Source organism: Arthrobacter sp. AQ5-05 (genome assembly GCF_003287975.1).
Classification (GTDB): Bacteria; Actinomycetota; Actinomycetes; order Actinomycetales; family Micrococcaceae; genus Paeniglutamicibacter.
The window spans coordinates 17,212-44,209 of record NZ_QMKQ01000016.1 but is presented as its reverse complement, the minus strand read 5'-3'; the positions used below and the strand labels follow the sequence as shown (position 1 = coordinate 44,209).

Annotated in this window: 28 protein-coding genes; 12 read left to right on the top strand and 16 right to left on the bottom strand. The window is 64.7% G+C overall.

The genetic code is table 11. The features are described 5' to 3' along the window. The first annotated feature begins 1 nt into the window (after position 1). The 3 genes from DQ353_RS13975 to DQ353_RS13965 all read left to right on the top strand — a co-directional run bounded on the left by DQ353_RS13975 (position 2) and on the right by DQ353_RS13965 (position 2,521). On the top strand, positions 2 to 760 hold the full coding sequence (locus tag DQ353_RS13975) for a GntR family transcriptional regulator (RefSeq protein ID WP_220094017.1): 759 nt from the start codon (positions 2 to 4) through the stop codon (positions 758 to 760). A gap of 31 nt (positions 761 to 791) precedes the next feature. Beyond that, the gene (locus DQ353_RS13970; protein WP_113763351.1) at positions 792 to 1,481 is read left to right on the top strand and encodes a phosphonatase-like hydrolase; all 690 of its coding nucleotides are present in this window, start codon (positions 792 to 794) and stop codon (positions 1,479 to 1,481) included. Positions 1,482 to 1,801: 320 nt separating this feature from the next. After that, the gene (locus tag DQ353_RS13965) at positions 1,802 to 2,521 is read left to right on the top strand and encodes a transglycosylase family protein (RefSeq protein WP_181578405.1); all 720 of its coding nucleotides are present in this window, start codon (positions 1,802 to 1,804) and stop codon (positions 2,519 to 2,521) included. Between the two features lie 121 nt (positions 2,522 to 2,642). Here the strand turns inward: DQ353_RS13965 and DQ353_RS13960 are convergent, their stop codons facing one another. The 7 genes from DQ353_RS13960 to kynA form a co-directional block, all read right to left on the bottom strand. Beyond that, a complete protein-coding gene (locus DQ353_RS13960) occupies positions 2,643 to 3,992 on the bottom strand; it encodes a permease prefix domain 1-containing protein (RefSeq protein WP_113763397.1) in 1,350 nt (449 codons plus the stop codon). After that, entirely contained in the window at positions 3,992 to 4,357 is a 366-nt protein-coding gene (locus DQ353_RS13955) for a PadR family transcriptional regulator (RefSeq protein WP_113763349.1), read from the bottom strand. Before DQ353_RS13955 ends, DQ353_RS13960 begins: the two co-directional genes overlap by 1 nt. A 156-nt stretch (positions 4,358 to 4,513) precedes the next feature. Continuing rightward, positions 4,514 to 5,923 (bottom strand): trimethylamine monooxygenase, encoded by a 1,410-nt coding sequence (locus DQ353_RS13950; protein WP_113763348.1) that lies wholly within the window; start codon positions 5,921 to 5,923, stop codon positions 4,514 to 4,516. Positions 5,924 to 6,659: 736 nt separating this feature from the next. Further along, entirely contained in the window at positions 6,660 to 7,133 is a 474-nt protein-coding gene (locus tag DQ353_RS13945; RefSeq protein ID WP_113763347.1) for an SRPBCC family protein, read from the bottom strand. Positions 7,134 to 7,151: 18 nt separating this feature from the next. Then, positions 7,152 to 7,487, bottom strand: a complete 336-nt coding sequence (locus DQ353_RS13940; RefSeq protein WP_113763346.1) for an ArsR/SmtB family transcription factor — start codon at positions 7,485 to 7,487, stop codon at positions 7,152 to 7,154. Between the two features lie 191 nt (positions 7,488 to 7,678). After that, on the bottom strand, positions 7,679 to 8,503 hold the full coding sequence (locus DQ353_RS13935) for a PaaX family transcriptional regulator (protein ID WP_286166821.1): 825 nt from the start codon (positions 8,501 to 8,503) through the stop codon (positions 7,679 to 7,681). A 9-nt stretch (positions 8,504 to 8,512) separates the two neighbouring features. Beyond that, positions 8,513 to 9,382, bottom strand: coding sequence for a tryptophan 2,3-dioxygenase (gene kynA / locus DQ353_RS13930; RefSeq protein ID WP_113763345.1), 870 nt, complete (start codon positions 9,380 to 9,382; stop codon positions 8,513 to 8,515). 244 nt (positions 9,383 to 9,626) lie between these two features. Here kynA and DQ353_RS13925 point away from each other — a divergent pair, with 244 nt between their 5' ends. Together DQ353_RS13925 and DQ353_RS13920 are read left to right on the top strand one after the other, a co-directional pair. After that, positions 9,627 to 10,229 carry a sunset domain-containing protein gene (locus DQ353_RS13925; RefSeq protein WP_113763344.1) on the top strand — a complete coding sequence of 201 codons (603 nt, stop codon included), beginning with the start codon at positions 9,627 to 9,629 and terminating at the stop codon, positions 10,227 to 10,229. Positions 10,230 to 10,340: 111 nt separating this feature from the next. Continuing rightward, a complete protein-coding gene (locus DQ353_RS13920; protein ID WP_113763343.1) occupies positions 10,341 to 11,321 on the top strand; it encodes an HNH endonuclease family protein in 981 nt (326 codons plus the stop codon). Positions 11,322 to 11,424: 103 nt separating this feature from the next. On the opposite strand, the gene DQ353_RS22745 is transcribed toward DQ353_RS13920, so the two are convergent. The 5 genes from DQ353_RS22745 to DQ353_RS13900 form a co-directional block, all read right to left on the bottom strand. Continuing rightward, positions 11,425 to 11,598 carry a DUF8730 family Cys-rich protein gene (locus tag DQ353_RS22745; RefSeq protein ID WP_502696402.1) on the bottom strand — a complete coding sequence of 58 codons (174 nt, stop codon included), beginning with the start codon at positions 11,596 to 11,598 and terminating at the stop codon, positions 11,425 to 11,427. 163 nt (positions 11,599 to 11,761) lie between these two features. Beyond that, positions 11,762 to 12,721 (bottom strand): RNase H family protein, encoded by a 960-nt coding sequence (locus tag DQ353_RS13915; protein WP_181578404.1) that lies wholly within the window; start codon positions 12,719 to 12,721, stop codon positions 11,762 to 11,764. A 208-nt stretch (positions 12,722 to 12,929) separates the two neighbouring features. After that, a complete protein-coding gene (locus DQ353_RS13910; RefSeq protein WP_113763341.1) occupies positions 12,930 to 14,084 on the bottom strand; it encodes an FAD-dependent oxidoreductase in 1,155 nt (384 codons plus the stop codon). Further along, positions 14,081 to 14,791, bottom strand: coding sequence for a class I SAM-dependent methyltransferase (locus tag DQ353_RS13905; protein ID WP_113763340.1), 711 nt, complete (start codon positions 14,789 to 14,791; stop codon positions 14,081 to 14,083). The genes DQ353_RS13910 and DQ353_RS13905 overlap by 4 nt, the downstream gene beginning before the upstream one ends. A 9-nt stretch (positions 14,792 to 14,800) precedes the next feature. Next, complete coding sequence (locus DQ353_RS13900; protein ID WP_113763339.1) at positions 14,801 to 15,940, bottom strand: type III polyketide synthase; 1,140 nt, start codon at positions 15,938 to 15,940, stop codon at positions 14,801 to 14,803. A gap of 196 nt (positions 15,941 to 16,136) precedes the next feature. Between DQ353_RS13900 and DQ353_RS21720 the strand changes: the two genes are divergently transcribed. From DQ353_RS21720 to DQ353_RS13880, 5 genes are all read left to right on the top strand, one after another. Then, on the top strand, positions 16,137 to 16,274 hold the full coding sequence (locus DQ353_RS21720) for a hypothetical protein (protein ID WP_181578403.1): 138 nt from the start codon (positions 16,137 to 16,139) through the stop codon (positions 16,272 to 16,274). A gap of 233 nt (positions 16,275 to 16,507) precedes the next feature. After that, entirely contained in the window at positions 16,508 to 17,185 is a 678-nt protein-coding gene (locus DQ353_RS13895) for a fasciclin domain-containing protein (RefSeq protein ID WP_113763338.1), read from the top strand. A 193-nt stretch (positions 17,186 to 17,378) separates the two neighbouring features. After that, a complete protein-coding gene (gene sigK, locus DQ353_RS13890; protein WP_113763337.1) occupies positions 17,379 to 17,960 on the top strand; it encodes an ECF RNA polymerase sigma factor SigK in 582 nt (193 codons plus the stop codon). Next, positions 17,960 to 18,823, top strand: a complete 864-nt coding sequence (locus tag DQ353_RS13885) for an anti-sigma factor (protein ID WP_113763336.1) — start codon at positions 17,960 to 17,962, stop codon at positions 18,821 to 18,823. Before sigK ends, DQ353_RS13885 begins: the two co-directional genes overlap by 1 nt. 123 nt (positions 18,824 to 18,946) lie before the next feature. Further along, entirely contained in the window at positions 18,947 to 20,506 is a 1,560-nt protein-coding gene (locus DQ353_RS13880) for a molybdopterin-dependent oxidoreductase (protein WP_113763335.1), read from the top strand. 412 nt (positions 20,507 to 20,918) lie between these two features. Here the strand turns inward: DQ353_RS13880 and DQ353_RS13875 are convergent, their stop codons facing one another. The 4 genes from DQ353_RS13875 to DQ353_RS13860 form a co-directional block, all read right to left on the bottom strand. Continuing rightward, a complete protein-coding gene (locus DQ353_RS13875) occupies positions 20,919 to 21,722 on the bottom strand; it encodes an ABC transporter permease (protein ID WP_113763334.1) in 804 nt (267 codons plus the stop codon). A gap of 10 nt (positions 21,723 to 21,732) precedes the next feature. After that, positions 21,733 to 22,662, bottom strand: coding sequence for an ABC transporter permease (locus DQ353_RS13870; RefSeq protein ID WP_113763333.1), 930 nt, complete (start codon positions 22,660 to 22,662; stop codon positions 21,733 to 21,735). Positions 22,663 to 22,812: 150 nt separating this feature from the next. Next, on the bottom strand, positions 22,813 to 24,012 hold the full coding sequence (locus tag DQ353_RS13865; RefSeq protein ID WP_113763332.1) for an extracellular solute-binding protein: 1,200 nt from the start codon (positions 24,010 to 24,012) through the stop codon (positions 22,813 to 22,815). An 82-nt stretch (positions 24,013 to 24,094) separates the two neighbouring features. Further along, positions 24,095 to 25,159, bottom strand: coding sequence for an ABC transporter ATP-binding protein (locus DQ353_RS13860; RefSeq protein ID WP_113763331.1), 1,065 nt, complete (start codon positions 25,157 to 25,159; stop codon positions 24,095 to 24,097). Between the two features lie 170 nt (positions 25,160 to 25,329). Here DQ353_RS13860 and DQ353_RS13855 point away from each other — a divergent pair, with 170 nt between their 5' ends. Together DQ353_RS13855 and DQ353_RS13850 are read left to right on the top strand one after the other, a co-directional pair. After that, positions 25,330 to 26,127, top strand: coding sequence for a FadR/GntR family transcriptional regulator (locus tag DQ353_RS13855; protein ID WP_113763330.1), 798 nt, complete (start codon positions 25,330 to 25,332; stop codon positions 26,125 to 26,127). Next, on the top strand, positions 26,124 to 26,861 hold the full coding sequence (locus DQ353_RS13850; RefSeq protein ID WP_113763329.1) for a cache domain-containing protein: 738 nt from the start codon (positions 26,124 to 26,126) through the stop codon (positions 26,859 to 26,861). The genes DQ353_RS13855 and DQ353_RS13850 overlap by 4 nt, the downstream gene beginning before the upstream one ends. The last annotated feature ends 137 nt before the right edge of the window (positions 26,862 to 26,998 follow it).

Here is a 26,998-nt window from a genome sequence, read left to right as displayed (position 1 = left end):
CGTGCCGTCAATATCCGATGAACCCATCCACCAGCGACTCAGCGACCTCTTCCGCGAGAAGATCTCTTCCGGCGACTGGAAAGAGGGCAAGCCGTTGCCCAGCGAAGCGGAGCTTTGCACCCAGCACGGCGTTTCCCGTGGAACCGTCCGCCAGGCGTTGGCAAGCCTGCGCAGCGAGGGGATGGTCACCGGCGGCCGGGGAAAGCCCCCGGTGGTCGCCCGCCCGGTGCCGTCCCAGTCGTTTGCCACCTTCATGTCCTTTTCGGAGTGGGCCCATTCGCTGGGCCGGGAACCGGGCCAACGGACCCTGGAGATCGCCCGGCGCCCCGCCGACGAGGACCTGGCGGGAAAGATGGGGCTCCGGCCCGGGGAGCCGGTCATCCAGGTGCTGCGGCTGCGGTCCCTTGACGGGAATCCGACCATGGTCGAACGCAGCAACTTCATCGTGGAGGTCGGCAACGCACTTTTTGGCTTCGACACCGACAGCGGCTCGATCTTCGGATACCTGACGAGCCGGGGCGTGGACCTGACCCGGGGCAGGCACGTGATTGATGCGGTCGGCGCGGACGCGACCGACGCCGAGCTGTTGGGCGTGGAGCCGGGCTCGGCACTGCTGCGCGAGCACCGGCTGACCTATGCGGCCGACGGACGCATCCTTGAATGCTCCGATGACCGGTACCTGCCGCACCTTGCGAACTTCGTCATCGAAAACACCAGGGCATCCAGGGCCGCGTTGGTGCGCGTCCCGCTGGTCGCCTGAAACCTGAACCAACAACATAAGGATGAAAACCATGATTGAACTTGTCGTTTTGGACATGGCCGGCACCACCGTGAACGAGCACGGGATCGTCTACCGCGCCCTAGAGGACGCGGTCACGGCCACGGGGGCCACCGTGGATGCAGCCGATCTGCAGACCTGGATGGGGGCGGACAAGACCGAGGCCATTGCCGCACTGATGGAACTCGGCGGAGTGAAGGCGGACGCCGACGTCGTTGCCGCGCAGTTCGACCACTTCCGGGCCCTGCTGGCCGAGCGTTACGCGGCGAGGCCGCCGGTGGCCCTGCCGGGGGTCGAGGACGCGCTGCGCGCACTCAAGGCCCGCGGAATCAAGGTAGGCCTGACCACCGGTTTTTCGCGCGATGTTGCCGCGCCGATCCTGGAGACGCTGGGCTGGGGGATCGGCGAAGGCCAGCTGCTCGATGCCGTGGTCACCAGCGACGAGGTGGCCGCCGGCCGGCCGGCGCCGTACATGATCCACCGGGTCATGGAGGCCACCGGGGTGCATGATGTGCGTGCGGTCGTGGCCGGCGGGGACACCGTGGTCGACCTCCTGGCGGCACACCATGCAGGCGTGCAAGGCCTGGGCGTGCTCACCGGGGCGCTGGGCCGCGAGGAACTCGAGCAGCATCCGCACAGCTGGGTGTTGGAGGGCGTCAAGAACCTTCCCAGCGTTCTCGGGTCTGCACTAGTCAGCCGCTAATAATATCGTTTTGGTAACAGCGCCTCGGAGGCCAGCGCGGCTCCCGGGGCGCTTTTTGGCGTGTGATTAACTTTTTTCCACGTTTTGACTAGGTGTTATGCATGTCGATGGGGCTCCCGGCTTGACGTGGCCCCGGGGTGGTGTCGTACGGTCTTTGAGTAACGTTTCTATAACAGCAGGTTACGGAACGCGTCACAACTACCGCCGAGTATCCCTCGTTGTCCATGACGGCGGTAGCCACTCGAACGTCGATTGCGACGCCGGACAACGCCGCCATGATGGTCCTGGACGACTTAAGCGGAGGATGGCACTGGAGAAACATGATCCAGCAGAACACCAAAACCAAAAACATTCGCCGTGGCGCAGCAACCATCGCCGCAATCGCCTTGGCCGGGGGAGCCATGGCAATGTCGGTGGCACCGGCCTCGGCAGCAAGCACCGGCACCTGGGACGCACTGGCCCAGTGCGAGTCCGGCGGCAACTGGTCCATCAACACCGGCAATGGCTTCAAGGGCGGACTGCAGTTCACCGACTCCACCTGGAAGGCATTTGGCGGCAGTGGCAGCGCCGCCAACGCCTCCAAGGCCGAGCAGATCCGTGTTGCCGAGAACGTCAAGGCAGGCCAGGGCTGGGGTGCATGGCCCGCATGCTCCGCCAAGCTGGGGCTCTCCGGGGGCAAGGGGTCTGTCGCCAAGACCTACAAGGCCACCCCGAAGCAGGACACCGTGAAGAAGTCCGCCAAGGCTTCGACCTACAAGTCGACCTCGGCCAAGACCTACAAGACCAAGTCGGTTCCGGCCAAGAGCTACGCCTCTTCCGGCAAGCGCGCCGCAGCCCCGGTGGCCAAGGCCCCGGTCATCAGCGTCAACGTCAAGGACTCGGGCAAGAACTACACCGTCAAGACCGGGGACACCCTGTTCAAGATCGCCCAGGCCCAGGGCCTGAGCAGCTGGCAGGGCCTGTACTCGCTGAACCAGGACGTCGTTCCCAGCGCCGACCTCATTCTTGTTGGCCAGTCGCTGGACTTGCCAACCAAGTAAACCGGTCCCTCGTACGAGCGGACGAACGGCCAGGAGGGCTGTTCCCTAGCCAAACCCCCAAGTGGCTAGGGAGCAGCCCTTTTGCGTGTCCGCTCCCCGACGCCGGGGCCGCGGGAGCGGCTCAGGCGAACGCGAAGACCGGCGGGAAAACGAACACCACCAGGGCCGCCCACAGGCCATAGACGGGCAGGTACCTGGTCTGCCAGCGTTCAAGCACCGCGAACCGGCACCGGCCGCGCAGGAACCCGGCCGAAAGCCGGGCCGCCCACAGCAGGTGGACAAGCAGCAGCAGGTTCAGCCCCAGCGCGGCGATCTTGTTGGGGCTGGATCCGAACTCGGCGATCCTCGCCAGCATGGCGGTGAGCATCACCGCGTCCACGGCCAGCGCCGCCACCAGCAGGACCAGCTGCATGACATCGAAGATGCCCGCCGGAGCCAGCGGCTCGCGCGCCGACAATGCGTAGAGCAGCAGGCACAGTACCAGCACCAGCACCGCATTCATGAGGATCAGCAGGCCTCGGTCCACATCGAGGAGCCCGCCCGCGGTGGTGAGCACGACCAGCATGGCCAGCAGCATGGCGATGGTCAGCGGCGTGAAGATGCGCGTGAGCACCGGGGCGATGTTCTCGATGACATCCTGTTTGGCCTCCACCAGCCAAGCGGCGACCACCAGCGCGCCGGGCACGGCGAAGGGCAGGATCCAGGCCTCCATGGCCGGTTCCAGGTCCAGGCCCACCAGTTGCAGCACCGCGGCGGTGAGCCCGATGAGCACACCTCCGCCCAGGCCCAGCAGCGTGAAGTAGATGGCCAACTCGCCGGTGAACCTCACGAAGTCCATGCGCCGCCCGTCGCTTCGCCAGCGCCCGCCGACGTACGCCACCCCGGCCAACAGCCACAGGAGCACCGGGGCATGCAATGCCGCCAACATCCCGGTGGAACCCTCCGGGGCGAACGGGTAGGCGTTCAGCACCACGGCCAGCGCGGCGAAGGGAACAACCAGCGCGAGCAGAAGCCGCCCGGAGAGCTGCCGCTTCCACGCGAAGTAGGCGGCCAGGAACGGGAAGACCAGCAGGCCCGCGTTGCGCAACAGCACCTCATCCCCACCCAGCCAGGAAAGCCCGGCCTTCAGGGCCAGACCCGCACCCACTGCCAGTGACAGCACGACGGCAAGCTCGCGCCATGGCGGAACGCCTGCGGCCGCGGGGTGCTCGGGGAGCAGCACAAGCTGCTTCCACAGCCTTTCGGAGTGTTCCCGGGCGAACTCGCGTGAAACCGCGTCCAGGTTGCCCATGCGCTTGATGGCCACCAGGAAGGACTCGTCCTCGTCCAGCCCGCCGGCCCGCCGTTCGGCGATTTGCTCACGCAGATGGTCCTCGAGCTCGTCGAGGTCAGCGGGCGAGATGGCCCGGCGCCGGGCGACGTAGCCGCGCCAGTAATCGATCTGGGCTTCGAGCCCCTCTTGGGGTTCCATCACGCCCACCCCGTTTCCATCGCCGGCGGGAGCTGCGCGTTGTGCCACACCTGCCGCAGCGCCTTGGCCACCACGCTCCACTGTTCCCGCCGCTCGGCCAGGGCCTCGCGTCCGGACGGGGTGATGGCGTAGTGCTTGCGCCGGCGCCCGGTCTCGGGGGAGTGGCCCCACCTCGCCTCGAGGTGGCCGAGCCGCTCGAGGCGGTGCAGCAAGGGGTAGAGCATCCCGTCGGTCCATTGCATGTCTCCGCCGGAAAGCTCGCCGACCTTCTTGATGATGGCATAGCCGTGCAGCTCGCCCTCTGAGAGGATCCCCAGCACGAGCGGGGTCGCCGATGCGGCGACCAGGTCCTTGTCGATGCGCACACTTCCTCCTATACATAGATCTTCTATGTATTGAACGCCCGGGTGTCCCTGAAAGCAAGCGAAGGCGGTTTCGGCTCAACGACAAAGGTCCCGTTGCCCCACCTTGCGGGGGGCAACGGGACCTTCGCGAGGCTGCCCGGAGATGGCGCCGGTTGCCTACTTGCCCCTGGCCAGGATGGCGTTGGCATCCACGGTCGCCATGGCATTGGTGTCCATGTTCTGCGACGGGCCGTTGAGGAAACGCTCCAGCGAGTCGTCCATGGCGTTGATCCAGCGCGTGTGGTGGATCTCGGCCATGGTTCCGGTGATCACCGAACGGTGGGCCTTGTCGCGGTAGCCCAGGATGTCCTCGGACTTGTGGCGCATCCAGTCCTTGAACAGGGTGCTGACGGCATCAAGGTCGAATTCCGGGTAATCGGTCGCGTTGATCAATTCGCGGACGTAGTCGGTCTGGAAATCGGCCTCGGCGTCGTGGTCGGCCAGGGCGGCCTGCATATCGAGCCAGGACTCGATGTCAGCGGCGCGTTCCTCGGCCGAGGGCATGGCGATCTTGCCGGTCATGACGTCGCGGGCAAACCATGCCTGCGCATCGAACATGTTGAAGGTGTAGTACTGGTCCTGTGCGCCCAGGTAGAACAGGTTGGTGTTCTGCTGCCACACCACGCCCTTGTAGAGGTTTCCCGGGTACAGGACGTTGGGGGAGTTCACCGCCAGGTCCGAGGGCAGGAACGGGTACTTGTGCAGGTAGCCGGTGCACATGATGACAGCATCGAACTCGCCGCTGGTACCGTCGGCGAAGTGCGCAGTGGTGCCCTCGAAGCGGGTGACCAGCGGACGCTCGACGGTGGTTGAAGGCCAGTCGAATCCCATGGGTCCGCTGCGGTAGCTCAGGGTGATCGAGGCGGCGCCCATCTTGTGCGCCTGCATGCCGATGTCCTCCGCGGAGTAAGAGGACCCGATCATCAGCAGTCGCTTGCCGCCGAAGCGCTCGGCCCCGCGGAAGTCGTGGGCGTGCAGCACCTCGCCGGGGAAGGTGTTGATCCCGTCGAACTCCGGGATGTTGGGGGTGGAGAAGTGCCCGGTGGAGACGACCAGCTTGTCGAAGACATGGGTCTTGGATTCCCCGGTCTTCACGTCTTGGCTGAAGAGCGTGAACTCCTCGGTTGCCTCGTCGTAGTTGACCCAGCGAACGGCGGTGTTGAACTGGATGTACTTGCGCACGTCGGACTTTTCGACGCGGCCTGCAATGTAGTCGAAGAGGACCTCGCGCGGCGGGAACGAGGAAATCGGCCGGCCGAAGTGCTCATCGAAGGTGTAGTCGGAGAACTCCAGGCATTCCTTGGGGCCGTTGGACCACAGGTGCCGGTACATCGACGAGTGGGCCGATTCCCCCGAGCCGTCGATGCCGGTGTGCCAGCTGTAGTTCCACTGGCCGCCCCAGTCGGACTGCTTTTCGAAGCAAACGATTTCGGGCATGTCCGCACCCTTGGCGCGCGCGGCCTCAAATGCCCGCAGCTGTGCCATTCCGCTGGGTCCTGCACCAATGATTCCGACTCGCAAGCTCATGCTTTTCTCCTCATTCCAGGGCCGATTCAATTACCCGTGGCAAAGGGCAATTCGGGACCGCGCCAATGAAAGGCGACAATGGAAGTTCGACCCTTGATAGAGGCAAAGCTCTCCTCCGAATACGAGGCCCGGCGCTTCGTGCGCCGCAAGGTCAAATGCTCCCGGGCCTCGATCCCCGCAGGGGGGAGAGGCACCGCAATAACAGAAAAGGACCGGCAGATAGCGGTCATTGCGGTTCCGAATGAACCAGCGTTCGGCCCGATGTGGGTGGACTGGTTCTCTCTCCATAACAGCAGTAGCGGGCCAATTAGTCAAATCTTGTGCCCTAATTCAAGGCCGGGAACCCAGCCAAAAACAAGAGTTTCAAATACTTATATGTTGGCATATTGCCCGGTATCCGGGGCCGGGGCAGCAGCTGGAAAGGCATTCCCGGGCGTCCGCATGCAAAGGTAACAATTTAGACATTGACATGGGTAAATTGACAGATACTGAAATGTTAAATCGTTCTGCCGGAATAGGTTGCCGCAGGCGTTGTGGCGGATTTCGGACCAGGCCCAAGCGCGTATGCTGACCCGGAGCGCAGCTTGGGGCAGCTTCCTTCTGCACCGGATGTTGCCGCCGGTATCGCTCCGGCCGACGGATTCCCCCTCACTGTCCACTTTGGGTTTGGCAGGGTCTTGTTTGGTGGCGTCCCGGGGATGCCGCGGCAGGGCGGCCACCCCGGGACACGTGGTGGTCAGCGGGCGGAGAGCAGGGCCTCCAGCCGTTGGTAGCCCTGCGACATGCCCTCTTCCATTCCCGAGGCGGCCATGCCGTCCCGAGCCTCTTGGGTCGGGTAGACGGAGTGGCCCACCAGCCGGCAGCGGTTGCCCTCCAATGCTTCGAAGCGCATGTAATCCATGGCAACGACGTCGGGGTATCCGTCGAACTCGAAGGTCTGGATGGCGAACTCGTTCTCGCGCACGGTGTGGAACACTCCGCTGAAGCCGTAGGTTCCTGATTCATCGGAATGGGCGTACTTATAGGAGCCTCCGGTGCGGAAGTCGTAGTGGTCGACTTCCATCTTCATGTTGTTCGGCCCAAGCCATTGGGCGACGAGGGCCGGATCGCGATGCGCCTCGAACACGGCGTCAACGGGGAAATCGAACTCCCGGGTGAAATCAATGAAGGGCGCGCCTTCGGGGACGGTGAGGTTCAATGGGTTGCTCATGATGAGACTTTCCTGGAATTATCCGCGGCGTGCGGAATGCTTTTGGAGCACGGCATCCAAGCGGTCGTATTTTGCCTCGGCAAGTATCCTGTACTTGTCGATCCAGCCGGTCAGTTCCGTGAGAAGTGCAGGATTCAAGTGGACCGGGCGGCGTTGAGCCTCGCGTGTGCGGGTCACCAAGTGCGCCTGTTCCAGGACCTGAATGTGCTTCGAGATGCCTTGGATGGACATCTTGAACGGTTCGGCGAGTTCGTTGACGGTGGCCGGTCCGGCCGAGAGCCGGACGATGATTTGCCTCCGTGTCGGGTCAGCGAGGGCGAGGAACGCCCTGTTGAGGTCCTGCTCGTCAAACATCGCGTATTCAACTCATTTCTTTATCAACCTTTCGGTTGATTACAAGATTGCTCCGATGCCCTTCCGTAGTCAAGGGGTGGGCCAGGGAAATCTGGGAAATTTCCCGATCCGGCACAATTCAAGACGCAGCCTGTGCGGGTGTTGCCATGGGGAATCTCCCGGGCAGCACCCGCGACCAGGCGCGGCTCCATTTATGCGACAGAGCGCATGAATTCGCGTGCAGCGGCGGCATGGCGCCCCTGGATTCCAAGGAACAGCTCTGCGCTTCGGTGTCCGGGCCAATTGCCGGGCAGGTAGTCCTCGGGCAAGCCGGGGTCGAGATAGGGGATGGTACGCCAGGAGTCGATGGCGCGAACGTAGGCCGCGAAGCTGTCGCCGGCGCTCGGGAAACCGGTCTCGGCCATCGCCCCGTTCTGTTCGAGGAACATCTGGTGCAGAGCGGCCAACGCATCCAGGTCCCACCATGCTGCGGCCAGGGCCCGCGGCGTGCCGGTGAACTCCAGGGTGTTGGAGACAATGATGGTCGCGTGGTCCTCCAGGTCGAGCACGCGCAGGATCTCCCACACCTCGGCGCGCAGGTAGTCGGGGAAGATCCACAGCCCCGGGGCCATCAACCCGCCACCGATACCCTGCAGGTACTTGCGCAGTTGGTGGCGGCGTTCGCGTTCGGACTCCGGAATGGAGTAGGAGGCCAGGCACCACGAGTCGTCCGCGCCCATGGAACGCGGCTCGAAGATGCGCCGATCCCCGCGGGCCAGGATGCGTTCGCCGGTGGCCGTGAGCTCGAGCCCCGAAACCCCGTCGCGTTCCCGTTGCTCCAGTATCCCCTTCTTCTTCAGGCGTGAGATCGCTGTCCGGGTCACCTGCGCCTTGGTGCCCAGGGCGTCCATCAGCGCGATCAGGTGCGCCGAGGAGATCCAGCCGCCCAATTCGCGCAGGTACAGACCCACGATGGTGCGCACCAGGGAAGTGGTGCTGCCCGGGCGGGCATCGAGGTCATCGAGTTCGGAAAGCACGTGTCTGGGCTACTTGCCGATCTCGGTGCGCACGGCGTACAGCTCCGGGAAGAACGTGAGATCCAGGGCGCGCTTGAGGAAATCGACGCCGGAGGATCCGCCCGTGCCCTTCTTGAAGCCGATGGTGCGCTGCACGACGCGCATGTGGCGGAAGCGCCAGGCCTGGAAGTTGTCCTCCAGGTCGACGAGGTCCTCGCAGGCCTGGTAGAGGCTCCACGTGGTGTCGTCGGATTCGTAGATGTCCTTGTAGATGGGCACCAGGGCCTCGTGGAACACCCATGGCTTGGTGACGTCGCGATCCAGGATTTCCTCGGGAATCGCATATCCGGAGCGTGCCAGTGCATGCAGGAACGCGTCGTAGACGGTCGGTTCGTGCAGGACCTGGGTGAGCAGCTGGTGCGCCTCCGGATCGGATTCGAAGACCTTGAGCATGCCCTCGTGCTTGTTGCCCAGGATGAACTCGACGGCCCGGTACTGGAAGGACTGGAAGCCGGAGGACGATCCGAGGAAGCCGCGGAACTGTGCGTATTCGCGCGGGGTCAGTGTGGCCAGCACCGCCCACTGCTCGGTGAGGGTCTTTTGGATGTGCTTGACGCGGGCCAGGCATTTAAGGGACTTGCCGATTTCGTCGTTGTCCATCAGCCGGCGCGACTCCATGAGTTCGTGCAGCATCAGCTTGAGCCAGAGTTCGCTGGTCTGGTGCTGGATGATGAACAGCATTTCGTCGTGGTGCTCGGGAACGCTGACCGGGTGCTGGGCCGAGAGCAGGCGCTCGAGGTCCAAGTAGCTTCCATAGGACATGGCGTTGTGGAAGTCGGTGCGGACGGTGTCTTCGATTTCGCGTGCACCCTCGGGTGTCTGTGCGTGTGGGCAGGCCATGGGAACAGAGTATCAGTATCTCGACGTGCGTCAAGATAGTGAAATCTACGCATTTTGGATCCCTGCGCCGACTGCTGGACGGATGCCTGCTTTTGGCGGGACGCTGAAGATGCGGTCCCTGTTCGCGGTCGCCACCAGCCAGCCTCATGTCGATCGCCTTTCTTAGGCGTCATCATGGTTTGATTGAAGCTCGTACTACGATCGCGGGCCGCGGAGAAGATGCGCCCGAAAACATGGGGGATTCATGAAGACTTTCACTCGCACGCTCACTGCCCTTGCCGCGGCGGTGTCGATCGCGTTTTCCGGGGCCGCCGTTGCAGCGGCCGCACCGGTGGCGCCCGCGCAGGGTGTCATCAGCGTCGTGGCCGCCAAGAAGGCGCCGGCCGTTGCTATCGGGAAGATTCCCACCAAGACCGTCAAGGGATCGGCGAAGGCCACCATCAAGCCGCTGGCCAAGGCGGCCAAGGGCGTGAAGATCACCTCCAAGGTGCTGACCGTCAAGCAGGGGAAGAAGACCGTTGCCAAGAACAAGACCTCGGTCAAGTTGAAGGCCGGCACCTACAAGGTGACGACAAAGGTGAACTACAAGCTCGGCAAGAAGAAGAAATCCATCTCCAAGACGCAAACCCTGGTCGTCAAGAAGGCCGCGGCGAAGAAGTCGTGGGCCGCGCCCAAGGGCAAGAGCTGCCCCGCCGCGTTCCCGGTCAAGGGCAACAAGACCGGCAGCAACAAGGAATGGAAATACCACGTTCGCGGTGGCCAGTACTATGACCGAACGGTTCCGGAGCAGTGCTTCAAGAACACCTCCGATGCGAGCAAGGCCGGATACCGCGCCTCCAAGCGCTAAAGCCGTCCCAGCAATCGAATGACGGCCGTGGCCCGCAGTCAAACTGTGGGCCACGGGTGTTTACCTGTACCTTTGGCGTTGTGCCTCGTTGAGTCATCTTGAAAGAGCGATTTGAAACACCTGATTTCCTTCATTCTCACCGTGTTGATCCTGACCGGATCCTTGGTCGTGGACCCCGCCGCCATGGACGGTTCTGCACCGCCGGAGGCCGGTGCCTCGGCATCCGTCCGTGTCCCCGCCGCGAAGGCCACGCCCAAGGCACCGGCCGGGGTGGCGAAGGTCCTCCCGGGGGCCAGGCTCGATGGCCCTGCCGCGATGACCGTCCTGAATGCCTTGCCGGTCAAGGGCAAGGCGCCGGCCACCGGGTATGACCGGAACAAGAGGTTCGGGAACGGCTGGAAAGACTTCAACAAAAACAAGTGCGACGAGCGCCAGGACACCCTCAAGCGAGACCTGTCGAAGGTGAAATACAAGGACGCGAGGAAGTGTCAGCTGGCCTCGGGCGTCCTGGCCGACTCCTACACCGGAACCACGATCAAGTGGAAGGTGAACAGCGGATCCGTTGACATCGACCACGTGGTTGCGTTGAAGAACGTCTGGATTTCCGGGGGCCAGAAACTGTCCCAGGACCAGCGGCTGGCTGTCGCCAACGACCCGTTGAACCTGATGGCTTCGCAGGCTTCTGCGAACCGGTCCAAGGGCGATGCCAATGCCGCCGAATGGTTGCCGACCCACAAGCCTTTCCGCTGCCAGTACGTGGCCACCCAGGTCAGCGTAAAGAAAAAGTATGCGCTTTCGGTGACCGCTGCGGAGAAGGACGCCATGAAGCGCGTTCTCAACTCCTGCCCGAAGCAAAAAGCCGCAACGGTGGCACCGATCAAGGTGGTTGCGGCCAAGGCTCCGGCCGCCGCCCCGAAGCACGCAGCGGCACCGACCAGAAAGCAGCCAACCAGCGTGGCCAAGTCCAAGCAGGTGTCGCCCGGCGCCTACTGCGCGAAGGCCGACAAGGGCGCCAAGGGCATTGGCAAGAAGAACGGCAAGAGCTACACCTGCAAGACCAGCAGCTCCGACACCCGATTGCGTTGGCGGTAGCACCCTTACCCAATCGCCGTTCGGGCATCCGGGACGAACGTGAATTTGCCGCCGTGCACTTGCAGGGGCGGCAAATTCGTTTCATCTCGCCGTAGGGCCGGGACTACCTGGCCGAGAAAAGCCGGCGGAGCCAGCCGCCCGTCTTCTCCTTGGGTGCGTTCGGGTCGCAGCTGCACCGTTCGGTGCGCGGCACGTGTTTCATGACCTGCTGGACGTGTTGTCCACAGCCGGCCCAGGTGGTCTTTGAGCATTTGCGGCAGGTGACTGCTCGACACATATTCGTTCTCCAGGGGAAGTCCAAGGCGAAGGCCGACTGGATGACGCCCGAACCAAGGATTCCACATACCCCTAGGGGTATCAAAATGGATGGGGTGGCGGCCCCCGCAAACGCGCCGCCCCCGCCACTGTGAAGCCGCCGGGGACCATGGATGGAATGAAGGCTATTGGACCTGGAAGTAGCGGCCGGTGCGCAAGGGCAGCACCTTGCCCAGGTCCACGCCCTCTGCAGCGATTTGCAGCATCAAGCGCTGGCGTTCGCCGGAGGTGATGTCAGCCGCGTAGCAACGCCTGGCCACCAGCGCCAACCTGTCGGCCAGCTCGTTCATGGGATCGCCCGAGTGCGCCTTGACCCAGCTGTACCGTACCTCGGACCGGGATAGCCGCTCATGGATCTTGTGCACGATGGACCGTGCCGCCTGCGACCTGCTGCGGGCGTGGCTGGCCGGATTGTTGAGCAGGTCGATGGCCATGAGGGAATCGGAGCGGATGTGGAAACGAACCCGTCCGGCGAACAGATCCTCGCGGTACCTGCTGGCATCCAGCAGGGCATAGTGGATCGAGTTCAATTCGCCTTGCAGTATTTCCTTGCCGGTGGCCGCATAGGCATTGATCGTTGGCGACGAGCCCCTCCCGTAGTCAAGGATCCAGCCGTGGCCCATCAACGGGCTGTGCCAACTGCGCGAGGCGTCGGTGGTGATCGTCAGTTCGGAATGGAAGTCGTCGATGCGTTCGCGCAGCAGGGCGGTGGCGGCGCGGGCTCCAACCAGTGGACGGAATCGCTCGGAGACCTCGAAGCCCATCCGGGCCAGCGCCTCGGGCAACCTCAGGTGTCCCTCGAGCAGGACATTGTCGCAAAAGACGGACTCCGCCGCGTTGCAACGCACCGCACGAATGGCCTTGTCGATGTGCGCCATGAGCACACCGAGCTTGTGCCCGGATTCGTGGACGGGAAGCACCCCGCACCGCTGGCCAACCACCTCGATGGCCTGGGTCCGCACGACGGCCCAGAAGAGGTTCTGGTTGTGGGGCACCACCTCGACGGTGACCCCGGAACGTTCGGTGACCGCTTGGACGGCAGGGATGAACCGCGTGGCAGGAGGCCTGGGGCGTGGTGCCTGCATGGACCCCTCCTCGGTTCGGCGCTCGGGCTTTTCCGTATCCGGAAACCCCCATCCCTCCAAGCTACCCAAAATATTCCGCTGTGTGGATAGAAAACGCCTCCCGGACCACGGGACTTGTCCACAACGTCCGACTTTCCCCTGGCCATGGCCGACCGCGGAAACCGTCGTCTTCCCTGCCATCTTTTCAGCCGGCGTACCGGAGCACTGGTTACCGACCGCCCCGGCCGCGGGTCATCGTGAAGGTGGACGCGACCGCGGCGGAAAACCTGTCCGAGGCAAACGAAGCCCGGGCCAGGGCATCGCGCACACCCGTTGCCGGACGCCACAACGGCCTGCCCAACGCCATGTTCACGTGTGCCTGCAGCGCTGCGCGGCGGGCCGCGGCCAACCGGAGCCGGGAGAAGGCATCCAATTCCTCCAGCAGGCCGGTCCCGGATATCCGCCCGCCCAACGCGGCATCCAGGATCCCTGCGAGCCCGGCGGCATCAAGCAGGCCAAGGGTCATGCCCTGCCCCCCAATGGGGCTGACCTCGTGGGCGGCGTCCCCGATGAGCAGAACGTTCCCGGGATTCATGGAGTGAACCGCCAGGTTTGCGGTCTTGAACCGGCTGAGCATCGAGTTCCGATCCCCATCCACCGTGTGCCCGGTCCGCCGAATGATGAGCTCGGGCAGCGATGCGGTCTCGGAATCCCGGATCCAGCACACCCAGCGCCGCTTGTTCCCGGGCAGTGGAAAGGACTCGGTGATCCCGTGCTCGTGCAGGAACAACGCCGCAATCGACCCGAAACCCGTGCTTTCGGGGAAATCGCCCATCAGGTAGGTGTCCGGCAGCCGACGGCCGGAAAACGGCACCCCGGAAACCCTGCGCACATCCGAGCGCGTGCCGTCTGCCCCGACAAGGAAGCGGCACCGCACGGTGCCCCGGTTCCCGCCGGTGTCCCGCGTGTGCGTGAGCAGCTGCCCGTCGTGTGCCTCATGGGAAGTGAACTCTGTTCCGGTTGCCAGCGCCTCGGGATCCAGCGAGCGCAGCCGCGCCCGCAGCAGCGCAACGGTGTCGTTTTGCGGCAGCGAGAGCACAAAGCGGTGCTCCGCGCCGATGGACCCGAAGGACAGCTCGGCCACGATCCGGCCGCGCGAGATGCCCACCCCGTGCCCGATCGCCACCCCGCGTGCCGCCGCACCGGCACCGACCCCCAGTCGGTCAAGCACCGCCAGGCCCGGGGGATGGATGCCGATGGCCCGGGAGTGCTCGCCGATGGCCGTCCGGGATTCGAGCACCTTCACCCGGTGTCCGGATTCCAGCAGCAGGATGGCCAGGGCCAGACCGCTGGGCCCGCCGCCGACGATGGCCACATCGATCATGGTGCCATCCGTGCCTCGGCGTGCCAGATTGCCAGATTCCGGTACGGGCCCTGGGAGTGCGCCTGCCAACCGGGCGGCAGCACGCGCGAAAGCTCGTTCGGGGTGTAGCTTCGCCGGATGGAGGTCAGCCCGTCGCGCCTGATGTAGGAGGAACCCGCCAGCGGCACGGTGGCCAGCCCGAACAGGAACAGAGCGCTGCGCCGGCGCCGGATGTCGCTGTGGATCGCCAGGCCCCGGGCGAGGCCCTGGCTGTCGGCCAGGACACCGGCCAGCTGCGGGGGATCGAGATGGTGCAGCACATGGTTGGACACAACCACGTCGAAGCGTGCGCCTTCGGCCACCAACTCCGCGCTCATGGCGCGCCTGAATTCGATCCCCGGTTCCCCGAGCCCGGCGGAGGCCGCGGCTCGGCTGGAAAAATCGTGGGCGCGGGCATCGGGGTCGATGCCCAGCACCTTGACGTCGTAGCCGTCGGCCCTGGCCCAGCGCAGCAGCGCCAGGGCAACGTCTCCGCCACCGCACCCGATGTCCAGGATCGTGCCTGTCTTGCCGCGTGGCAGCTGCGGGCGGACCAGGCGCACGTAGACGCCGCGCCACCCGGAAACGGCGCGGTTCACCAGCCGGAACTGGGCATAGGTGCGCTCGAGCAGGACGGGATCGGCGTCGGGGCGCTCCATTTCCTCGGTGGCCGCGATGTCCCGTTGCATGTGCGCGGCCTAGCCCCGCTGCCCGGTGTCAAGGGTCATCAACGCGGTCTCGACAGTGAGCCCCGGGCCGAAGGCCATGGAGCAGACGCGCTGGCCGGATGCCGAGTCCTTGGAGAGGTTCTCGTCCATGATGTCCTTGAGCACGAACATCACCGTGGCGCTGGACATGTTCCCGTAGTCGTTCAGCACCCGTCGGGCCGGCATCAACTGCTCGTCGCCCAGCTCGAGGCGCTTTTGCACGCGGTCAAGGATTGCCCGGCCCCCGGGATGGATGCCCCAGTGCTCGATGTCCGCATAGTCGGGGCCCACCGAATCGTCGAGGGCCAGCAACGGCTGAAGGGCGCCAATTATGTGGTCGTCGATGATGTGCGGGACGTAGGTCCCCAGGACCATTTCAAAGCCCTCGTCGCCGATGTTCCAGGCCATGGCCTCCTCGCCCACCGGGGTCAACACGGTCTCGAAGTGATCCAGCCGCAGGCCCGGCCCGGCATGTGGGCGGGCCGTGACGATGGCCGCGGCGGCCCCGTCGGCGAAGAGTGCCGAGCCCATGATGGTGTCCGGGTCGTTGGAACTGCGCACGTGGATCGAGCACAACTCGGCGCAGACCACCAGCACCACGGAGTCCGGGTCCGCCTCGCAGAAGCTCTTGGCCGCACGCAGTGCCGGGAACGCGGCGTAGCAGCCCATGAATCCCAGGTGGTAGCGCTGCGTGGAGGGACTCAGTCCCAGCGCCCTGACCAGTTGGTAGTCGGGTCCGGGGTTGTAGAAGCCGGTGCAGGACACCGTGATCACGTGGGTGACATCCTCCGGGCCGAGGTCGGGGCAGGCCTCGAGGGCCTTTTGCGCCGACTCGATGTAAAGCCCCGGGACGGTGGCCACAAAGACCTCGTTGCGTTCCTTGGTGCTGGGGCTGAGCAGGAGCCCGGAATCCGCATTGAAGAACAGCGGGTTCTCGGCCACCGTCTCGGTGGTGAACTCGGTGACTGCGGTGTGCCGGGTGGATATCTGGGCGGAATCAAACGACGTGTTGATCAGGCGTTGGCCCAACCGGGTCAGCCCGGGTTGGGCGCCAAAAACGTCCCTGGCCTTGTCTTGGTACAGGATGGTGGGCGGAACGGCTGTTTGGATGGTTCTCATCATCACCGGCATAGTGCTGAGCCTATGGCCGGATGCCGGTGCGGTAAAGGGCGCGGCCCGGCAGCGGCCTGTGGATTGGAAGGCCGATGCCCCTGAACCCGGGCATTTCCAAAAAATGCTGGCTTCCGCGCGGGCCCAGGAGTATCGTGATTTTTGGGAGACCAGCATCGGTCATAAGCGATCCCCGCCCCAGGGTGAGAGGTAATTGATGCCAGACAAATCACCACATAGACACGAACACAAGAAGCCTGCAGGCAAGTCGATCAAGGCGCGACGCGCGGAGAAGCGCTCGAAGAACGCACCGGAGTCGGACACCGAGCAGGTAACCCACATCAAGAAACACTGAGCAACTTGATGATTGGAGATATCTTCAAGGGAAGCGGAGAAGAACAGACATCTTCTCCGCTTCTTCCATGTCCGCCGGCATGCGGGATCGCGCCCCCTGCGCCGGCGAAAAAGTTTTTTGACATGTTTCCAATCCGTTTGCCGCGCGGCACCGAATGCTCCATGACAGCCCGAACCAACAGTGGTCGGGAAGGCGCGGAGGCCCAGGGGCCGACGCCAAGCAAGGAGCATGACATGAAGCGCATGAACAGCAAGTTTGCCGCAGCACTCGGACTGATTGCAGTTGCCACCGTGGGCCTGACCGCTTGCTCGGCGGGCACCGGGGCCAACGAATCGATGGCACCGTCCTCCTCGGCCGCCCCGTCCAGCAGCGCGGCGGCCCCGAGCAGCTCGGCCGCGGCCATGGACCCGGCAGCCAACCTCGTGGGCTCCGGTTGCGCCGCCTACGCCGAGGCCGTCCCGAGCGGCGATGGCTCGGTTGCCGGAATGGCGAAGGATCCCGTGGCCGTTGCGGCCTCGAACAACCCGCTGCTCAAGACCCTCACCGCGGCGGTGTCCGGCAAGCTCAACCCGAAGGTCGACCTGGTTGACACCCTCAACGGCGGCGAGTTCACCGTCTTCGCACCGGTTGACGAGGCCTTCGCCGCCATCCCGGAAAAAGATCTCAACGCGGTGGTCGCCGACGCCGATACGCTGAGCACCATCCTGACCTACCACGTGATCCCCGGCCAGATCGCCCCGAGCGACATCGCCGGATCTCACAAGACCGTCGAAGGACAGGACGTGAAGGTCACCGGCAGCGGCGACAAGCTCATGGTCAACGGCGCCTCGGTGATCTGCGGAGGCGTGCAGACCGCCAACGCAACCGTCTACCTGGTGGACACCGTGCTGATGCCCCCGGCCAAGAAGTAGCAGCAGCGCCTCGCACTGCGGCAGGTCAACCGACCAGGGGGTTGGCAACCGGTGGAACCCTCCATCGGTTGCCGGCCCCCTGCGGTCTACTTGCCCCGGTCGGCAATTTCGGCGGGCAGGAAACCTGGATTCCTGCCCGCCGCACCAGAACGGATGAATGGCGGGGCCCGGAATGCATGAGACGCTATATCGCATGAGCTCACACCTACCCGGTGGCACGGACCAAACCTCCGCCCCCACCACCGAAGAACTGATGCTCGGGATCGCCACAGGTGACGAGAACGCCTTTGAGGAACTCTACGACCGGCTCTCGCCCCAGGTCTTCGGCCTGATCCGGCGCATCCTGAAGGACCAGGCGCAAAGCGAGGAAGTCACCCAGGAGGTGTTCGTCGAAGCCTGGCAGCAGGCGGCGCGCTATGACGCGGCCCGCGGCACGGCAATCACCTGGCTGCTGACCTTGGCGCACCGCCGGGCGGTTGACAGGGTCCGCGCCAGCCAGGCCAGCAAGGACCGTGACCTGCGCGAAGGCATCAAGGACTTCCAGGCGAGCTACGATGACGTTGAGGAAACGGCCATCGCCCACGACGAGGGACAGCGCGTCACCCGGGCGCTGGAAAAACTCAGCGCAAACCAACGCGATGCGATCCAACTGGCTTATTTCGGCGGCTATACACACCTTGAAGTCGCCGAGCTGCTCAAAATCCCGGTGGGAACGGCAAAGACACGAATACGCGACGGAATGAACAAACTTCGAGACCTGATGGGAGTGGCGTGATGGACAAGCACCAGAACGAGCTGACCGGCAGCTTCGCCCTGAACGCACTGGGTGACGCGGAACGCGAGGAACTCCTCCGTCAGGCCGAAACCTCAGACGATGTCCGCCAGGAAATCGAGGCACTGCAGGAAACCGCTGCGCTCCTGGGGCTCTCCGCCGCACCCGTGGCCCCTCCGACCCGGGTCAAGGCCAACATCATGGCCTCCATCCGAAACACCCCGCAGCTGCCGCCGCTGGTCTCCCCGCAGGACGTTCCGTCCGGTGCCACGTCCGGGTCCGCGGAACAACCCGCCCCGGTTGCCCCCGAGGCGGCAACCGACGCCGCCGCGGAACCCGTGTCCGGGACGGCGCAGATCGGTGGATCCGCATCGCACCCGGTCCAGGGGAAGTCCAGCCAAAGGATGTTTGCCCTGGCGGCAGGCGTGCTGCTGGTGGCCGCCGGAGTGCTCAGCGGCGTCGTGGTCAACCAGAATGCCGAGCAGCAAAAACTTGAGGAACAGCTGGCCGCGCTGAGCACCCAGCAGTCCGAGCTGACCCGCATCCTGACCGCTGCCGATGCCCAGTCCAAGAGCCAGAAGCTGGAGGACGGGGCAACCGTCACCCTGGCCTATTCGGCCTCGGAGGGCATGATGGCGGTGACCACCGCCGGCCTGCCCGCCCTGCCCAGCGACAAGGCCTACGAACTCTGGCTGATCTCCGGCACGGGTGCCGTGCCGGCGGGCATGGTCCCCGGGACCCAGTCCGATGGCATGGTCATGGTTTCCGGTGCCATGGAGGGCGTGACGCACTTTGGCATCACGGTGGAACCGGCGTCCGGTTCCCCGGCACCGACCACCGAACCGATCCTGGTCCAGGCGCTCTAGGATTTCTTGGGAAAAGGCGCTTTGCGTCCAATCCGCCGATGGTAGCGTTCCGAATACGTAGTGGACAGGTTCCTCCCCGCAACCGCGGGGAGGAAGCATCACAACGTACGGGTGGGTGGAATCATGAACAAGTCAACAGCATCGAGGATGCGGGACCTGGGGGCCTTCGGGCTCGCGGGCTTCGCGGCGGCTGCCGTGCTCTTTTCCGTGGCTCAATTTGTATCGGCCTTCTTCGCCACGGCATCGGCGCCCTTGGTGGCGATGGGCTCGGTGTTCATCGACCTGACACCGCCATGGCTCAAGGACTTCGCCATCGCCACCTTCGGCACGAACGACAAACTCGCGTTGTTCATCTCCATCGGCGTGATCGCAGCGATCGCCGCGGTGCTGGTCGGGATTCTGGCCAGGCGCAGCTATGCCCTGGCGGCGACCTGCATCGTCGTCCTCTCCGTGGCGATCGGTACGGCGGTGCTGTCCCGGCCGGCCACCGGCGTCGTTGACCTCACGCCGACCATCCTGGGGTCCGTTGCCGGGTTGGCCGCGTTGCGCTGGCTCACCGCCCTTGCTTCCAAGGCCCGTCCGCCGGTGCCCGGCGGCACCCCCGTTCCCGGCGCCTCACGCAGGAACTTCCTGATCGGCACGGCCGTATCGCTGATGGGTGCCGCGGTGGCCACCGGCGTCGGAAAATCCCTGGCGACCGCCCGCAATGTCGCGGACGCCGCCCGTTCGGCCCTGGGACTTCCGCCGGCCGCGGTCACGGCACCGCCCCCGCCGGCCAACGCCCAGATCGAACTCGCCGGCATGCCGAAGTTCATCACGCCGAACAAGGATTTCTACCGGATCGACACGGCACTCTCGGTGCCGCGCATCAATCCGTCCGAGTGGTCATTGCGGGTCCACGGCATGGTGGAGAAGGAATTCACCATGGGCTTTGAGGAGCTGCTGGCCGAGGACCTGGTGGAAAGCTACCTGACCCTGACCTGCGTTTCGAACCCCGTCGGCGGCCAGCTGGTCGGCAACGCCAAGTGGCTCGGCTACCCGTTGCGCCTCCTGCTTGAGCGGGCGGTGCCCCGGGACGGCGCAGACATGGTGCTCTCGACCTCGATTGACGGCTTCAGCGCCTCCACGCCGCTGGAGGTCCTTACCGACGACCGCATGGCGCTGCTGGCGGTCGGCATGAACGGGGAACCGCTGCCGCTTGAGCACGGATTCCCGGTCCGCATGGTGGTTCCCGGTCTCTACGGTTATGTCTCGGCCACCAAGTGGGTCGTTGACCTGGAGGTCACCCGCTTCGCGGAGAAGGCCGCCTACTGGACCACGCGTGGCTGGTCCGATCGCGGGCCCATCAAGCTCTCCTCGCGGGTCGACGTGCCCCGGTCCTTCGCCAGCGTTCCGTCCGGAAAGGTTGTCATGGGCGGAACCGCCTGGGCACAGACCCGGGGCATCTCCAAGGTCCAGGTGCAAATCGACGAGGGCGATTGGCAGGACACGGAACTGGGCGCCGAGGCCTCCGTGGACACCTGGCGCCAGTGGCGCTACGAATGGGACGGCGGTTCCACGGGAAACCATGTGGTCAGCGTCCGTGCCTTTGACGGAGACGGGACAATGCAAACCAGCGAGAAGGCCGACCCCGTGCCCGATGGAGCCAGCGGCTGGCAGCGGGTCCAATTCTCCGTAGAGTAGGTGGCCCGCTTGCGTGCGCGGGTACCTTGGCCGGACCGGGGCGGCGAGGCACCCGCCGGCCTGCCACCAGGTCTGCATGCCCAAAAGGATCTTCAACCAGCCTCCGTGGGGCTGGTCGCTGGCTCCCTCGCTCCGCCGCCCGTCTGCATTGGTGTTCTCGGCCGTGAAACCCGAACCCGGCGCCCAATGGGTGACGAACCCGTTCCCGAAATAGCACACCGCGCGTTGCTTCGGATCGGTCGGTGCCGCCCGGAGTTTTTCCGGGGTGGCCTTGAGACGGTATTCCCAGATCTTTTCCGAGTGCACGGGTTGGCCCCGCGGGGTTCGGAGGGCGGCGCCGGGAACCGCAATTCCCCGTGGACCATTGGTGTTCCACGGGGAATTGCCGGGTGACGGGGTTGGGCGGAATCGACTATTTCTTGTCGTCTCCCGTCAGGCGCTGGCTCAGGTACACCGGGATCATCGAGGCCAGCACCAGCACCGCGGCAATCACGTTGACCACCGGCGCCTGGTTGGGACGGGACATGTTGTTGAAGATCCAGATCGGCAGGGTTTCGGTGCCGGGGGCCGCGGTGAACGTGGTGACCACGATCTCGTCGAAGCTCAGCGCGAAGGCCAGCAGGCCGCCGGCGATGAAGGCCGAGCGGAATCCGGGGAAGGTGACCTGGAAGAAGGTCTTGAACATGTTCGCCCCCATGTCCATGGCCGCTTCCTCGAGGCCGCGGTTCATCCGTCCCATGCGTGCCTGGACGTTGTTGAACACCATCACGATCGAGAACGTGGCGTGTCCGACGATCACCGAGAACAGCCCGAGCCCGATGCCCAGCGGTTCCAGCACGGTCTTGAAGGTGTTGTTCAGGGCGACACCGGTGACGATGCCCGGCAGGGCGATCGGCAGGACGACCAGCAGGTTGACGGTGTTCTTGCCGAAGAAATCGTAGCGGGCCAGGGCGAAGGCAACCATCGAGCCGAGCACCAGGGAAATGGCGGTGGCCACCGAAGCGACCTTGATGGAGGTCCACAGCGCCTCGCGGACGCCTTCGTTGTGCCAGGCGGCAACCCACCACTTGGTGGTGAAGTCCTTGATGGGGAAGGCCCCGGAGGTGGTGGCGTTGAACGAGTTGGTGACGACCAGTGCCAGCGGCAGGTAGATGGCCGCCATGACAATGCCGGCAAATACACGCAGGGTGATCTTGGCGGGGGCAGAGAGTCTCATGCCGGTCTCCTTACAGGGCCTTCAGGGCGCCGGTCTTGCGCGCCAGGAAGAGGTAGATGACCACAACGATGATCGGCACGATGCCGAACGCTGCGGCCAGGGGCGGGTTGAGGTTGATGTTGGAAGCGATCACGGTGCCGATCACCTGGGTCTTGCCGCCGACGAACTGTGCGGCGATGTAGTCGCCCAGGGACAGCGAGAAGGTGAAGATTGATCCGGCGATGAAGGCTGGCTTCAGCAGCGGAATGGCCACGGTGCGCACCGTCGCCCAGGACTTGGCGCCCAGGTCGGCGGAGGCGTCAAAGAGGTTGTCCGGGATCTGCCGGAATGCCGAGTACACCGGGACCGCCATGTAGGGGAACCAGAGGTAGGCGAGGGTGGCCACGAGTGCGGCGGTGCCGTACCCCGGGCCGGTGGCGCCGAAGGGGGCGAGCAGCCAATCCAGCGGGCCACCGGTGGAGAAGGTGATGCGCCAGGAGAACACCTTGACCAGGTAGCCGGCCCAGAGCGGCAGGGTGATGCCGATGGCCAGCACCGCGCGCATCTTCGGGGAGGCGACCTTGGCCATGTACAGGCCCAGCGGCAGCGCGAGCGCCGCACAGAGCATGGTGACCGACAGGGCGATACCGATGGTCCGCAGTGCGGTGGCCTGGTAGGCGGGCTGGGTGAGGATCTCGGTGAAGTTCTCCAGCGTGAAGGCCGGGATGACCTTGGAGGTGAAGGAATCGGTGGTCCAGAACGCGGTGATGAACAGCAGTGCGAGTGAACCGATGTAGAGCACCCCGAGCCAAAGCATCGGGAGCAGCAGCAACCCGGTGACGCGCATCTTGGGGCGGATGTAGAGGTAGCGGGAGATCTTGTCTCCCAGGGAGTTGCGTGCCGGGGCGGTGGAACGGGTGGGTGCTGCCGCCGTGTCCGGCGGGGTTTGGAGTGCGGTCATGGCGGTTGCCGACGAATCTCGTCGATCCTCCTCGTTGCTGGGAGTGAAGAATGCGGGGATAGGGGGGAAAGCCGATGCGGGATGGCGCTTGGGGGTCGCCTTCCCGCACCGGCAGCTAGTGGGACCTGGTCGGTGCGGGGTGCGGCGGTGCTATCCCTTGACCTCGGTCCAGGCCTTGGTCCATTCCTGGTAGTTGGTGCAGGTGGCGTCCGTGCGTCCGTCGATGCACTGCTCGACAGGGGTGGTCCACATCCAGACCTGCTTGTAGTAGTCCTCGTCGGTGGCGTGGAAGGTCTCGCAGTGGGCTTCGTTTTCCTTGGAGCCTTCGCAGGCGAGCTTGTTGGCCGGGGCCATGCCGAAGTTCTGGGCGATCTTGGCATTGACCTCGGCGCTGGAGGCCCAGTCCATCCACTTGTAGGCGCAGTTCGGGTTCTTGGACTTCGCGGAAATCATCCAGGTGTCGGACCATCCGGTGGCCCCTTCCTTCGGGAGCACGGATTCGACCTTGCCTCCGTCGCCCTGTGCCAGGTTCACCACGACCTGCCAGCCGGTGCCCAGCGAGGAGGTGCCCGAGGAGATCGATGAGACGGCCTTCAGTGCGTCGTTCCAGTATTCGCCCACGACGCCGTTTTGGGTCTTGAGCAGTTCGACGGCGGCGGCCAGCTGGTCCTTGTCCAGTGCATAGGGGTTGGTGATGCCCAGCTCGGGTTGTGTGGACATCAGGTAGACGGCCGCGTCGGCGATGAAGATGGGTGAGTCGTAGGCCATGACCGATCCCTTGTAGGGGGAGTCCGCTGCCCAGGTATCTGCCCAGGAGGTGGGGGCCTGGGCGACCTTGTCGGTGTTGTACATCAGCACGTTGGCGCCGCGGCCGATCGGGACGCCGTAGCTCTTGCCGTTGAGGGTGTCGTAGATCTGGCCCTTGAGCCCGTCGACGATGTGCCCGAAGTTGGGGATCAACTCGGTGTTCACCGGGGCCACGTCGCCGCCGGCGATCAGGCGCAGCGAGGCATCGCCCGAGGCAGAGACGAGGTCGTACTCGCCGCCGCGCATGAGCTGGACCATTTCATCGCTCGTGGCGCCGACCTTGCGGTTGACCGTGCAACTGGTTTCCTTCTCGAACGCGGAGACCCAGTCGGCGTCGGGGTTGGTGGAGCCGTCCTCGACGAAGCCGGCCCACGCGATGATGTTGACTTGGCCTTCGGACTCGCCGATTTCGGTGGCGGCGGGGAGATCGGGGACCTGGATGCCGCCGCCGGCGGTGGCCCCGGAGCTGGCGCCACCACAGGCTGCCAGGACGAGGGAGAGTGAAGCGAGTGCTGCGAGGGGAAGTGCCTTGGAGATCTTCATGATCGTGGCCTTTCTGGGCGAATGATGCTGCGGCCGGGTTGCAAGAGGGAAAAGGTCCCGGCCGTTGGGTTGGGAAAGGGGGTCAGACGGTGTAGTTGTAGCGGGAAGGCCATTCGAGGCGGACCCTGGTGCCGCGGGCGGCGGCGGCGGAGGACGCGCCGTTTTGTTCCTGCACGATCAACTGGGTTCCGTGATCGGTGCGTGCCATGTACCGGGTGGTTGGCCCGGTGTAGACGATTTCCTCGATGACCGCGGTGACGGCTGAGGTTCCGGAGTCCTGGACGGATTCCAGCGGACGAACCACGATGTGTTCGGGACGCAGGGAAACCAGGGCGGGGGATCCGGTGAGTTCCTGGGCCAGGGCACCTTCGATGAGGTTGGTGTTGCCCAGGAACGAGGCGACAAATCGGGTGGCGGGACGTTCATACAGATCCGAGGGCGAGCCGACCTGGTCGATCTTGCCTTCGTTGAAGACCGCTACCCGGTCCGAGAGCGTGAGCGCTTCCTCCTGGTCGTGGGTGACGAAGACGAAGGTGATGCCGACATCGCGTTGGATGGCCTTGAGCTCGATCTGCATCTGCTCGCGCAATTGCTTGTCCAGCGCGCCGAGCGGCTCATCGAGCAGCAGGACCTGCGGCCGCAGTACCAGTGCCCGGGCCAGCGCGATGCGCTGGCGCTGGCCGCCGGAGAGCTGCGAGGGGAGCCGGCGGGCGACCTGGGGAAGCTGGATCATTTCCAGGGCCTCGGCCACGCGCCTGGCACGTTCGGCCTTGGGCAGCTTGCGCAACTTGAGCCCGTATTCGACGTTTTGCGCCACGGTGAGGTGCGGGAAGAGTGCGTAGTCCTGGAAGACGGTGTTGACGTCGCGCTCAAAGGGCGCAGCGTTCGTGACATCGAGGCCGCCAAGCTCGATGCGGCCGCTGGTGGGCAACTCGAATCCTGCGATCATGCGCAGGACGGTGGTCTTGCCCGAGCCCGAGGGGCCGAGCAGCGAGAAGAACTCGCCGGTGCGGATGTCCAGGTCGAGGCCCTTGACCGCGTGGAAGTCACCGAAGGACTTGCCGACTTGCTGCAGGGAGATCGCGGGAGTGGTCCGGGAGCTCTCGGCCTGGACCGGGAGTTTGAGGGAGGTAGCTGTGGCGGGCACGGTGTCCGTCCTTTCTCGGTGGGGTTGTGGTGTGGATTACTTTCTGTCTGTTACCTATAGAACCAGATGTTAGATGTAATAGCCATCACTTTCGCAAAAAATTCTGTGAGAAGATCTTTGGGAGCGAGTCGGCGATGCCCAAACCCCCAACATTCGAAAGGATGGTGAGCATGCCTCGAGATTCTTCCCCGTACCAGCGCCAGCTCTCCTCCGTCTTCGCGTCATTGGGTGACGAAGGTCGTGCCAAGCGCGTTGAGGACCGCATTGTTTCGGGCATTGCCGCAGGAATCCTGCTTGATGGCGACAGGCTGCCCAGCGAGTCCGAGTTGGCTTCCTCCCTCGGGGTTGCCACCATGACCGCACGTGAAGCGCTGGTCTCCCTGCGCGCCCGGGGACTGGTGAAGACCACCCGGGGCCGTGACGGCGGCACCTTCATCACGCTGCCCCAGGGCGACAGGACCAGCATCCTGCGAGACCGGCTGTCGGCCATGAGCCGGGTTGAGTTGCGCGACCTGGCGATCCACTACGCAGCAATCGCCTCCACTGCGGCCGAGCTTGCGGCAGGTGCCGCCGACGAACATGACGTGGTGATCCTGCGCCAGATCCTGGACAACAGCCCCGAGGGCAATGGCGCACGCGGGTCGGTGGTGGGTGACTTCCTGCTTGAGCTGGCCGCGCTGAGCCAGTCGGCGCGGCTCACACGCGAGCATGTCAGGCTGCATACGGACTTTGGTTCGTTGCTGGCCCTGGCGCACGCCGACCCTGAATTCGACTCCAGGATGATCGAGCTCTGCGGTGCGATTCTTGACGCGATTTCCGCCATGGACCCGGCCAGGGCGCGAAAACTGGTCGGCGACTACGTCAGGGAGGGCGTCGTCTGGCTCATCGCTGACCAAGCCCGGGCCGGGATCCCGGCCGTGAAGCCAGAGAAAACCAAACTCGAACGCCCTGTGCGGAGGACCTCATGAACCAAGGCAAGACCACCGGCAACGGCGCCGGTGCCGATGTTTCCTACTTCTTCGAATCCCTGCTTCAAGACCTTCACGAATGGGCCGGAAGGATGAGCCGGGTCTTTGAATCCCGGGAGGGGGCCCCCGGCCCGCAGGAGCTCGACGCGCAGATCCATCCGCTGGTCGACGAGTTCCTGGACCGGAAGGCGCTTCCGCTGGTTGGTGCGGGATTCGTTGCCGCCAAAGACGCGTTGGCCGGCACTCCCTGGCACATGGCCTGGTGGCAGGGGTCGACCAAGGAGCGCCTGCTCATGCTCACCGTGGAATCGGCCGGCGAGACATATTCGCGACGCGAATGGTTCACCGTCCCCCTGGAAACGGGTGAAGGCCACATCACCGGGCCGTACGTGGACTTCCTGTGCACCGATGAGTACACCTTGACGCTCACCGTCCCGGTGACGGCCAACGGGACCATCGTGGGTGTTGCCGGCGCGGACGTGCTCGTCGAGACCATCGAGCTGCTGCTCATGGACCGGCTGAAGGACATCGACCCGAGGGCCACGCTGCTCAACGGCAGCGGCCGCGTCATCGTCTCGGCCGATCCGCAATTGGCCGCCGGGGCACTGCTGGTGCGTGGCTGGCAGGGATCCGACGCTGCCAGCCTGCCGGTTGCCGACAAGGACCTTGGTTTCGACAAGGTCGCCGTCGGCCGCTGCGGGACGTTGCCGCTGGCCATCGCGGTACCCGCCTGAGCTCGGTTGTACGGCACCCGAAAGCCTAGATACCCGGGTGTTTTCGGCGTAGTCTCGGAGGCAGGTCGTTGGGTTGGAAATGCGCTCAAATGGCCGCCCAAGGGAACGTGGGGAATGCATATGGATGACGCAAAGAG